Annotated in this window: 7 protein-coding genes; 6 read left to right on the forward strand and 1 reads right to left on the reverse strand. The window is 60.4% G+C overall.

Annotated features, from left to right (window positions below):
• Nucleotides 1–14: 14 nt before the first annotated feature.
• The gene (locus tag E0486_RS07885; protein WP_131851609.1) at nt 15–3152 is read right to left on the reverse strand and encodes a SusC/RagA family TonB-linked outer membrane protein; all 3138 of its coding nucleotides are present in this window, start codon (nt 3150–3152) and stop codon (nt 15–17) included.
• A 215-nt stretch (nt 3153–3367) separates the two neighbouring features.
• Between E0486_RS07885 and E0486_RS07890 the strand changes: the two genes are divergently transcribed.
• The 6 genes from E0486_RS07890 to E0486_RS07915 all read left to right on the forward strand — a co-directional run bounded on the left by E0486_RS07890 (nt 3368) and on the right by E0486_RS07915 (nt 11435).
• Nucleotides 3368–6262 (forward strand): triple tyrosine motif-containing protein, encoded by a 2895-nt coding sequence (locus tag E0486_RS07890; RefSeq protein WP_131851610.1) that lies wholly within the window; start codon nt 3368–3370, stop codon nt 6260–6262.
• Between the two features lie 285 nt (nt 6263–6547).
• The gene (locus E0486_RS07895; RefSeq protein WP_131851611.1) at nt 6548–7243 is read left to right on the forward strand and encodes a GNAT family N-acetyltransferase; all 696 of its coding nucleotides are present in this window, start codon (nt 6548–6550) and stop codon (nt 7241–7243) included.
• Between the two features lie 69 nt (nt 7244–7312).
• Entirely contained in the window at nt 7313–8509 is a 1197-nt protein-coding gene (locus tag E0486_RS07900; RefSeq protein WP_131851612.1) for an argininosuccinate synthase, read from the forward strand.
• Nucleotides 8502–9473, forward strand: a complete 972-nt coding sequence (gene argC, locus E0486_RS07905) for an N-acetyl-gamma-glutamyl-phosphate reductase (RefSeq protein WP_131851613.1) — start codon at nt 8502–8504, stop codon at nt 9471–9473. The genes E0486_RS07900 and argC overlap by 8 nt, the downstream gene beginning before the upstream one ends.
• 1 nt (nt 9474) lies before the next feature.
• Entirely contained in the window at nt 9475–10275 is an 801-nt protein-coding gene (gene proC, locus E0486_RS07910) for a pyrroline-5-carboxylate reductase (RefSeq protein WP_131851614.1), read from the forward strand.
• A complete protein-coding gene (locus E0486_RS07915; RefSeq protein ID WP_131851615.1) occupies nt 10272–11435 on the forward strand; it encodes an aspartate aminotransferase family protein in 1164 nt (387 codons plus the stop codon). Before proC ends, E0486_RS07915 begins: the two co-directional genes overlap by 4 nt.
• Nucleotides 11436–11439: the final 4 nt, after the last annotated feature.

The following is an 11439-nucleotide window of genomic DNA, read 5'->3' on the forward strand; positions in this document are numbered from 1 at the left end:
TCGTTTTGAGTTGTTTAGAAAGTTAAGTTCACGCCGATGGTAGCCTTGCGGGGGATCGGGTAGCCGCCACGGTCGATCCCGATGGAGGCGCCGCCGTTGTTGCCTACTTCAGGGTCCACACCGGGATACTTGGTGAAGGTGAAGAAGTCGTCGAGCGAAGCGTAGATGCGGGCGTTGCTCATGCCGGCCTTGCGGAGCAGCGACGGGGCGAAGTTGTAACCGAGCTGCAGCTGGCGGATGCGCATGAACGAACCGTCGAACACCATAAGGTCGCTGTTGTACGCCTTATCGTTGGACGTGTTGGCGGCAAACCAGGTGTTGGTGCTGCCTTCGCCGGTCCAGCGGTTGGCGTAGAAGAACTCCGGCTTATTGGCCGTGGGGCGGTCGGTACGGTTGAAGCCCATGAGCACCTGGTTGCCCGTCTGACCCTGGGCCAGCACGAACAGGTCGAAGCCTTTGTATTCAAAGCGAACGTGTGCGCCGAAGATCAGGTCCGGGTGCGGCGAGCCGATGTTGGTCATGTCGCTGGAGTTGATCAGGTGGTCGCCGTTCACGTCCACCACGATGGGCTCACCCGGCTTGGGCGTGTACCCCGTCAATCCGTTCTTGGCGATGTAGTCGTTCACCTGCGCCTGGTTCTGGAAGATACCGGCGGTCTGGTAGCCCTGGAAATACCAGATGGGGTTGCCCACCTGCATGGCCGTGGCCGTCCAGCCGGTGCCGATACCGGCGCCGTTGATGACCGGCGAGTTGGGATCGAGGTAGGTTACCTCGTTGTGCAGGGTCGTGATGTTTCCCCCTACTTCCCAGCTGAAGCCGCGGTTGCGTGCCGAAGGCTGGCGGTAGTTCAGTTCCAGTTCCCAGCCCTTGTTCACCACGTTGCCCACGTTCACCGTCGAGATGAAGTTGCCCACGAAGTTGGGCACGGTGCCGTTGGTGAGGAGATCCTTGGTGGTCTTCTTATAGTAGTCAACGGTCAGCGTGAGGCGGTTGTTGAGGAAGGCGAGGTCCGCACCGAAGTCGAGCTGCTCGCTGGTTTCCCAGGTGAGCTCGGGGTTTGGCAGCGAGCCCGGGCCGGCGCCTTGCAGCGGCGTGCCATTGGCATCGTAATAAACGCCCGTAGGTACGATCTTATTCATCCATTCGCCAACGCCCAGCGAGCTGACGGAGCCCACCTGGCCCCAGCTGGCGCGAAGCTTACCGTAGCTCAGCGCGCGCTTGATGCGCTCGGGGAAGAAGTTTTCATTGGTAAACATCCAGCCGGCCGAAACACCGGGGTAAGTCTTCCACTCGTGGCCGGGGGCCGCTTTGGAAGTCCCGTCGCGGCGCAGCGACGCCATGAACAGGTACTTGTTCTCGTAGTCGTAGTTCAGACGGCCGAAGAACGAAGCGAGCGAGAAGTCGACGATGTTGCCGCCGGTGCTGGGCGTGTTGATCGGGGTGCTGAAGTAGGCGTACGAGAAACGCTCTTCCTGGCGGAACAGGTTGGTGTACGAACCACTGGTGTGGAACTCGTGCCAGCGCTGTGCGGAAACGCCACCCAGCAGGTTGAAGTTGTGGCCGCCGAACTTGCGGGTGTAGTTGGCGAAATTTTCCAGCTGCCAGTAGTTCCAGTTGTCGTAATAATTATAGGCGCCGGAAGCTTCCGCGAGGTTTTCGCTGGAGAACCAGAATTTGGGATTCCATCCGTGGCCGTTCTGGAAGGCGTTGTCGACACCGAAGCGCGAGGTGAACTTGAAGCCTTTGAAAGGCGTCAGTTCCACGTAGGCAGAACCCTGCACCTTGTTCTGGATGTTTTCGCCGTGCTGGTTTTCGATACGGGCGATGGGGTTGGCGTATTCGCCGCGGAGGTAACCCGACAGGCCGTAGAGGCGGCCCTGGCCGTCGTACAGCAGGAGGCTGTTTACCGGGGTGCCGTTGGCGGTAGTAGTGGCGGGGTTGAGGGCCGCCTGCACATGCGCCGGGTAGTTGTTCGGATCGTTGTATACGACCGGTGTAGTGGGATCCATCACCAGGGCGCTGGACAGGATGGAGCCGAACTCATTGTTTTCCGAGATGGCGGCGCGGTGGTGGTTGATGTAGCTGATACGCACACCCACGGTTACCCAGTCTTTTACTTTATAGTCGCCGTTGAAGCGGGCAGTGTAGCGGCGGAAGAACGACTTTGGCCCACCGACGATACCGTCGGCGGTGAAGATGTTGCCGCCGAGGTAAAAGTTACCGCGGTCGCTGCTGCCGGAGAAGCCCACGGAGTGGTGCTGCTGGGGCGCGTCGCGAAGCACTTCGTTGAGCCAGTTGGTGCCCTTACCCAGGTTGGCGGCGTCGGCGAAGGTGGGTGCGCCCACCACACCGGCCTCGTTGAGGTACTGGGTGTATTGCTGGGCGTCCATCATTTTGATGAAGTCCTTTTTCACCGACTGTACCGTGTACTGGCCGGAATAGGTGATCTGCGAACGGGCGCCTTTGCCGCCTTTGGTCGTTACGAGGATCACCCCGTTGCCGGCTTCGGCACCGTAGATGGCAGCCGAGGCGGCGTCTTTCAGGATGTCGATCGACTGGATGTCGGAGGGGTCGATGGATTCGATGCCGCCCATCCGCACACCATCTACTATATAGATGGGGTCGGTGGCGCGGTTGGAGGCGGTGCCGCGGATGCGGACGGAGAGCCCGGCGCCGGGCTGGCCCGAGGTGGGCAGCACGGTCACGCCCGCCACGCGGCCCTGGAGGGTCTGCTCAAGGCGGGTGTTGGACACGCTCTTGATCTGGTCGGCCTTCACGGAAGAAATGGAACCGGTAACTACCGCTTTGCGCTGCTGGCCGTAACCGACCACCACCACTTCATTCATGGTGCCGGCGGCGCCCGCAAGCGAAACGTTGACCGGGGAACCGCTTCCGCTGACCAGCACGTCCTGCGTTTCCATACCTACATAACTAAGGCGTAGGGTGGTGCCGGCCTTCGGCACCGTAATGGAGTACTGCCCCTGGGCATTGGTAGTAACGGCCGACTTCGAGCCGGGAACGGTTACGGTAACACCAGACAAGGGTTCATTATTCGCGTTGGTCACCCTCCCGGTGACCGTCAACTCCTGAGCGAAGACGCCGGAGCCGGAGGCTGCAAGCACAGCAGAGAGCAAGGCAATTTTTAGTTTCATAAACAAGCGTTTTAGCAGAGTGTACTAGAATCGTCCGGGCGGCCCATACGGTGCCGAACCCTGCGGTAAAAGTAGACTACACCGGAGGCAAACCCCTCATCAGCCACTACATCACTACTACATCAAAGCCCCCATTTTGCTGAAAATGAGCGGTTTTTCACCCCTTCACCACTACATCAATAAAAATTTCGTTAAATTCACAGCACGATTGTTTCATGAAACCGGCTGCGCTCCTTTTTGTCCTGCTCGTTTTTTTTGCCCGCCTGAGCGGTCAGAATACGATCGGCCTGCCCGAGATCCGGAACTATGGCAAACAGGCCTACCGGGCGGGCACCCAAAGCTGGCAGATCCGCCAGGATAGCCTCGGCCTCCTTTATTTTGCCAACAACGAAGGCCTCCTCACCTACGACGGTGCTTACTGGAACACCTATCCCCTGCCCAACAAGACCATCGTCCGCGCGGTAGAGGTTGGCCGCAACGGCCGCATCTACGTCGGCGGGCAGGATGAGCTCGGCTATTTCGCCCCGGGCCCCAACGGCCAGCTCGCCTACCACAGTCTGAAAGAATTCATTCCCGCCGCCGACCGCGCATTTGCCGACGTATGGAACATCGTCACCTATGGTAACAGCCTGTTTTTCAGGACTTCCGACAAGATTTTCCAGTTTACCGGCGAAAAGGTGACCGTGTCGCACAGCGCCGACTGGCGCTTTATGGCCGAATGCAACGGACAGCTGCTGGTGCAGGAAGCCCCGCGCGGCCTGCTCCGTTTCCGGAACGGCCTCTGGGAGCCCCTGTTGCCGGGAGCCACCTACCCGAAAGACTTCCTCTGCACCGGGCTTCTCCCCTTCGGGCGCGATTCGATGCTGATGACCACCTTCCGCCACGGCACCTTTCTCATCGCCGGCGGCCGCCTGCAGCCCTTCGAAACGCCCGACCTGAAAAAGATCGCCGGACTCCTTATTTATACTGCCACCGTGGCCGACCCACAGCACTATCTGCTGGCCACCACACTCGAAGGCTGCTATATCGTTGACCACCAGGGCCGTATCACCCAAAACTTCTCCCGCCGCGAGGGGCTGCAGAATAATAACATCCTGTCCGTCTTCTTCGACCGGGAGCGGAACCTCTGGCTCGGCCTCGACAACGGCATCGATTACATTACCTACGACAGCCCCGTGCGGCATATTTACCCGTCGCTTCAGAACGAAGGCTCGGGCTATACCTCGATGCTGTTCGGGGGAAAGCTTTATATCGGCACTTCCAACGGGCTGTACGGGGTTTCGCTCGACGACACCCGCGACTTCAGCTATGCGCGGGGCACCTTTGAGCCTATTCCGGGCGCGCAGGGACAGGTCTGGAACCTATCAGAGGTCAATGGGCGCCTGCTGATGGGCCACCACGAGGGCGCCTTCGAGGTACGTGGCGATGCCGTGCGCAAGCTGGCCGGAAATACCGGCTACTGGGCCTTTTTCCCCTACTCCAACGTGCTGCCTTCCGAGCTGGTGGTGGCCGGCACCTACAACGGCATCCGCCTGTTCGGTTTCGACGGCGGCTCTTTCGGCGTCCGCGACCAGGCCGCCCCCTTCGAATCGGCGCGCTTCATCAGCATCGACAACAACGACCGCACCATCTGGGTGGCGCACCCCTACAAGGGCATCTACCGCGTACGCTTCGACGCCGCGCTCCGGCCCCAGCTCCGCCGCTACGCCAGCGGCGACGGCCTCCTTTCGGTCAACAACAACTACATCTTCAAGGTCCGCAACCGCATCATCGCCACCACCGAGAACGGCGTGTTTGAATACGACCCGGCGCACGACCGTTTTATCCCATCCGCCTATTTCAGCGGACTGCTCAACCAGCCCAACATTCACCTGATGAAGGAGGACGGCGAGGGCAACATCTGGTTTGTGCGCGACAAAAAGGTGGGCGTGCTACTCGCCGGCGACAAGCCCCAGGTGCTGTACCTGCCCGAGCTCACGGAAAAGCTGGTCAACGGCTTCGAGTTCATTTGCCCCATCGACCCGCAGAACGTGCTCATCGGCGCGGAGCGGGGCTTTGTACACATCAACTTCCGCAAATACCTGCAACGCCGTCACCGCCTGGAAGTGCTTCTCCGGAGCATGCGCAGCAGCGGGTCTTCCGACACGCTGCTCTACGGCGGCTTCGGGGCGCTGCCCGCCCACCTGCAGGTGGCCAACGGCTCCAATACGGTCCGCTTCGAGTTCGCCTCCACCTCCTATGGCGACCTCGACAACATCGAGTACAGCTGCCGCTTGCGCGGCCTCGACAAGAGCTGGCCCGAATGGTCGAAGCGGATTGAGAAGGAATACCAGCACCTGCCGGCCGGCACCTACACCTTCGAGGTTAAGGCGCGCAACAGCCTCGGCCAGGAGTCGGCGGTACAAGCCTACACGTTTACGGTGCTGCCGCCCTGGTACCTCAGCTGGTGGGCCTACGCGTTCTACGCCCTGCTCTGCGGCGCCGCCCTCTTCGGGCTCGTTCGCTACCAGCGCCGCAAGTTCCGCCTGCAGCAGGAGCGCCACGAAGAAGAGCAACGCCGTCTGCAGTACCTGCACCAGCTGGAGCTCGAAAAGAACGAAAAGGAGATCATCCGCCTGCAAAACGAAAAGCTGGAGGCCGAGATCGTGCACAAGAACTCGCAGCTGGCGTCCTCAGCGATGCACCTCGTGCAGAAAGGCGAGATGCTGGGCCGCCTCAAAGACGAGCTCGCGCGCATCCGCAAAAAGATCGACAACGAAGCTGCGACCGAAGATTTCAAAAAAGTGATCCGCATCCTGCACGAAGAGGAAAAGGTGAACGAGGAGTGGGACAACTTCTCCCACCACTTCGACAAGGTGCACGGCAACTTCCTCTCCGCCCTGAAGGCACGCTTCCCGGCCCTGACACCCAACGAGCTGAAACTCTCCGCCTACCTCCGTATGAACCTGAGCAGCAAGGAAGTGGCCCAGCTGATGAACATCTCCGTTCGCGGCGTGGAGATCAGTCGCTACCGCCTGCGCAAGAAGCTGCAACTTCCCACCGAAACCAACCTGTTCGAGTTCCTCATCTCCATCCAGCCCCTCGATGGCCCGGCGCCTTCGTCGAACTAAGCAAAGTCCCTTACACACCCGTTTTTTTTAACGTTGAACAAGGAACCGGGTTGCTATATTTGCGCTTTCAATCAATGAACACAAGCACACACAACAAACACTTCATCTTCTTTACACCGGCGCTGACCCGGATGTACGATGTGTGCTTCGACCTGTTCCGCTACCTGTCGCGACGCAGATTCTGATAGGCCGAGCCGTTCACCAGGGCCCCTATCAGTGAATGTCTCCGGAACGGTTTTTTCTTGGGATTGGTTATCCTTTCAACTCTTATTTTTTACGGATATCGTGGAGAATCAGCAGATCATTATCAGGGTCGCTACCCCTGCGGATGCAGTATATGCAGAGCTCATCGTGGACGAAATGGCGGCATCGGCAAAGGCGCGCGGCACGGGTATTGCCCGGCGCAGCCCCGATTATGTAGCCCAGAAAATGGCGGAAGGCAAGGCGGTCATCGCCCTGACGGCCGACGGCACCTGGGTGGGCTTTTGCTACATCGAAACCTGGGAGGGCGAATACGTGGCCAATTCGGGCCTTATCGTGTCGCCCGAGTTCCGCAAAGGCGGTGTGGCCAAGGCCATCAAGCAGCGCATCTTCGATCTGAGCCGCGAGAAATACCCCGAGGCCAAGATCTTCGGACTGACCACGGGCCTCGCCGTCATGCGTATCAACAGCGAGCTGGGCTACGAACCCGTGACCTACTCGGAGCTGACGCAGGATGAAAAATTCTGGGCCGGTTGCCAGAGCTGCGTCAACTACGACATCCTGATGAGCAAAGGCCGTAAAAACTGCCTGTGCACGGCCATGCTCTTCGACCCGAAGGAGCACGCGGTAGCCGAGGAGGTGAAGAAGGATTTCGAAAAACGCAAGCCCGTCTTCGAACGCCTGCTCCGGTTCAAGCAGAACCGCTTCCTGAAGCGCTTCAACATCGACCGCAACAGCGGCCGCAAGATTAAAATGTTTTTGTTTAACCTTTTACCGTAAGCAGTGCGTGGTGAATGGCCGACGGTCAATCCCGTTTCACCATGCACCATGCGCCATTGACCCACCACCATGAAGAAAATCGTTCTGGGCTTCAGCGGAGGATTGGACACCTCCTATTGTGTGAAATACCTCACCGAAGACAAAGGCTACGAGGTACACAGCGTGATCGTCAACACCGGCGGCTTCAGCGCCGACGAGCTCGGCGCCATCGAGGCGCACGCCTATGCGCTGGGCGTCAAAACGCATACGACCGTGGATGCGGTGCGCCCCTACTACGAGCGCATCATCCGGTACCTGGTGTTCGGCAACGTACTCAAGAACAACACCTACCCCCTCAGCGTGTCGGCCGAGCGCCTCGTGCAGGCGCTGCACATCGCCGAGCATGCCCAGAAGCTGGGTGCCGATGCCGTTGCGCACGGCTCCACCGGCGCCGGCAACGACCAGGTGCGCTTCGATATGATCTTTCATATCCTGGTGCCGGGCCTCGAGATCCTCACCCCTATCCGCGACCAGCGCCTCAGCCGCGAGCAGGAGATCCAGTACCTGAAGGACAAGGGCGTGACGATGAACTTTGAAAAAGCCCAGTATTCCATCAATAAAGGCCTCTGGGGCACCTCCGTGGGCGGCCGCGAAACGCTTCGCTCCAACGGCTTCCTGCCCGAAGAAGCCTGGCCGACGCCCGTGACCAGAACGGGCAGCGAGGACGTCACGCTGCGCTTCGAAAAGGGACAGCTGCTGGCGGTCAATGGCACCGAATACAGCCACCCCGTGGAGGCCATCCAGGCCTTGCAGGAACTTGCCGCGCCTTACGGCATCGGCCGCGACATCCACGTAGGCGACACCATCATCGGCATCAAGGGCCGCGTGGGCTTCGAAGCCGCCGCGCCCATCCTCATCATCAAAGCGCACCACGCCCTCGAAAAGCACGTGCTCACGAAGTGGCAGCTCACCTGGAAAGACCAGCTGGCCCTCTTCTACGGCAACTGGCTCCACGAAGGCCAGATCCTCGATCCGGTCATGCGCGACATCGAAGCCTTCTTCGAAAAGAGCCAGGAGCAAGTAACAGGCACCGTATTTCTACAACTCCACCCCTACCGCTACCAGGTGACCGGCATTGAAAGCCCCTTTGACCTCATGAGCAGCAAGTTCGGCGCCTATGGCGAGATGAACAGCGGCTGGACCGGCGAAGACGTACGCGGCTTCAGCAAGATCTTCGGTAACCAGACCGCCATTTTTCACCAGGTAAAAAACAGTAGCCATGATTAAGGCCGGCATCGTAGGCGGCGCAGGCTACACCGGCGGCGAACTGCTGCGGCTCCTGCTGCGCCACCCGGGCGTTGCGATCGCGTTCGTGCACAGCCGCAGCCAGGCCGGCAGCCCGGTAACTTCGGTGCACAGCGACCTGCTGGGCGAAACGGAGCTCTGCTTCGCGGGCGAGCTGTCGCAAGACATCGACGTGCTTTTTCTCTGCGTCGGACATGGCGAGGCCAAAAAATTCCTGGCTGAAAACGAAATTTCGGCTTCCGTGAAGGTCATCGACCTGTCGCAGGACTTCCGCCTTTCGGGCCGCGCCACGATCGGCAACCGCAGCTTCGTCTACGGCCTGCCCGAGCTGCAGCGCGACGCGATCCGCGCCGCGCAAAACGTGGCCAACCCCGGCTGCTTCGCCACGGCCATCCAGCTGGCACTACTGCCGCTGGCGAAGGCCGGACTACTTGGTGAAGTGTACGCCACGGGCATCACGGGCTCCACCGGCGCGGGCCAGGGCCTCAGCGCCACGTCGCACTTCAGCTGGCGGGCCCAGAATATCCAGGCCTACAAAACGCTGGCGCACCAGCACGGCAACGAGATCGGCCAATCGGTCATGTCGCTGCAGCCCGAAGGTTTTGCGCTGAACTTCGTACCCTGGCGCGGCGACTTTCCGCGCGGCATCTTCGTCAGCGCTACGCTGGATTTTGCGGGCACGCAGGAAGAAGCGTATACCCTCTTTGAAGATTTTTACCGAACGCATCCGTTCACCATCGTCAGCCGCGCGCCCATTCACCTGAAGCAGGCCGTGAATACCAACAAATGCGTGTTGCAGCCCGAAGTGGCCGGCGGCAAGCTCGTGGTACACAGCGCTATCGACAACCTGCTCAAAGGGGCATCAGGACAGGCAGTGCAGAACATGAACCTGATGTTTGGACGAAATGAAGCGGAAGGAGTACAACTGAAACCATTGGCATTCTGATATGAAAGCAGCCATCATCGGTGCGGGCAACATCGGGCGCGCACTGGCACAGGGACTCGTAGAGTCCGGGGCGGCGGTGCCCGCCGCCATCACCGTTACCCGGCGCAACAGCGCGGCCCTGGCCGAATTTGCAGCCGAAGGCTTTATCACGGGCACGGACAACCGCGAAGCTGTTCGGAACGCAGACGTGATCTTCCTGTGCATCCTGCCGCAGCAGCTCAACGCCGTACTCGACGAGATCGCTCCCATGTTGCAAGCGCAGCGGCAACTCGTTGTATCGGTGGTGACGGGCGCGCACAGCAGCGACCTGCGCCGGCACCTCGGCGACGAGGCCCGCATCATCCGCGCCATGCCCAACACGGCGCTACGCGTGAAGGCCAGCATGACCTGCCTCGCCGCATCCGGGGCAACCGATGAAGACCTGCGCTTTGTGCAACACCTTTTCGGCACCATGGGCTCCTCCATCGTAATCAACGAAGAACTGATGAGCGCGGCCACGGCCCTGTGCGCCTGCGGTATCGCTTTTTTCCTGCGCAGCATCCGCGCCGCGGCGCAGGGTGGCGTAGAGATCGGCTTTCACGCCCACGACGCCATCACGATCGCGGCACAAACGGCGCTCGGCGCCGCGCAATTGCTGCTGCAGAACGGCACCCACCCCGAAGAGGAGATCGACAAGGTCACCTCGCCGAAAGGCTGCACCATCGCCGGGCTCAATGAAATGGAGCACCAGGGCCTTAGCTCGGCGCTCATCAAAGGCATTAAACTGTCGGCCAGCATTGCCGGCGAACTCTATAAGAAATGAAGCTATTCGACGTTTACCCGATCAACGACATCACCATCGCCCGCGCCGAGGGCAGCTACGTGTGGGACGATGCCGGCCAGCGCTACCTCGACCTGTATGGCGGGCACGCGGTGATCTCCATTGGCCACACGAACCCGCACTGGGTGCAACGCATTGAGACACAGCTGCACCAGATCGCTTTTTATTCCAACTCGGTACGCATCCCCCTGCAGCAGCAGCTGGCCGATAAGCTGGGCGCCGTCAGCGGCCGACCCGATTACCAGCTGTTCCTGTGCAACAGCGGCGCCGAAGCCAACGAGAACGCCCTGAAACTCGCCTCTTTTCACACGGGCCGCAAAAAGATCGTGGCTTTCAAAAAAGCATTTCACGGCCGCACGTCGCTGGCCGTAGCCGCCACTGACAACCCCGCGATCGTGGCGCCGGTGAATGAAACCGGCAACATCGTATTTCTACCGTACAACGATGAAGCGGCTCTGCACGAATGGTTCAACGCCCATGGCGGCGAAACCGCGGCCGTCATCATCGAAGCCATCCAGGGTGTAGGCGGAATCACCGTCGCCACCGATGCCTTCCTGCAAGCCATCCGCGCCCGGTGCACGCAGCACGGCGCCGTTTTTATTGCTGATGAAGTGCAATGTGGGTACGGACGCAGCGGTCGTTTCTTTTGCACCGATACCGCCGGCGTGGATGCCGATGTCTACAGCATGGCCAAAGGCATGGGTAATGGTTTCCCGGTCGGCGGCATCCTCATCGCACCGCATATCGCGCCCAAACACGGGCTGCTGGGCACCACCTTCGGGGGCAACCACCTCGCCTGCGCCGCCGCACTGGCGGTGCTGGAAGTGATCGAACAGGAACGACTGCTGCAGGCCGCCGCTGAAACCGGCACCTGGCTGATGGAGGAACTGAAAGCCATCCCACAGCTGCAGAACGTCCGTGGCAAGGGCCTCATGATCGGCTTCGACCTGCCCCCGCAGCTGAAAACGCTACGCGCGAAGCTGCTGCAGGAGTACCGTATTTTTACGGGGGAGGCGAAGCCCGCTGTTGTGCGCCTCCTGCCCGCTCTCAACCTCGGTCGCGCCGCCGCCGGCGAATTCCTGGAAAGCCTCCGCGCGGCGATTGCCTCCCTGGAGCGCGAAGCCACCCCAGCTCACCTCTAATTTC

Source organism: Flaviaesturariibacter aridisoli (assembly GCF_004343705.1).
GTDB lineage: Bacteria > Bacteroidota > Bacteroidia > Chitinophagales > Chitinophagaceae > Flavisolibacter > Flavisolibacter aridisoli.

What these genes read in the sequence shown, in the direction of transcription:
- E0486_RS07885 (WP_131851609.1), bottom strand. Translation starts at nt 3,152, where the DNA reads ATGAAACTAAAAATTGCCTTGCTCTCTGCTGTGCTTGCAGCCTCCGGC.
- E0486_RS07890 (WP_131851610.1), top strand. Translation starts at nt 3,368, where the DNA reads ATGAAACCGGCTGCGCTCCTTTTTGTCCTGCTCGTTTTTTTTGCCCGC.
- E0486_RS07900 (WP_131851612.1), top strand. Translation starts at nt 7,313, where the DNA reads ATGAAGAAAATCGTTCTGGGCTTCAGCGGAGGATTGGACACCTCCTAT.
- argC (WP_131851613.1), top strand. Translation starts at nt 8,502, where the DNA reads ATGATTAAGGCCGGCATCGTAGGCGGCGCAGGCTACACCGGCGGCGAA.
- proC (WP_131851614.1), top strand. Translation starts at nt 9,475, where the DNA reads ATGAAAGCAGCCATCATCGGTGCGGGCAACATCGGGCGCGCACTGGCA.
- E0486_RS07915 (WP_131851615.1), top strand. Translation starts at nt 10,272, where the DNA reads ATGAAGCTATTCGACGTTTACCCGATCAACGACATCACCATCGCCCGC.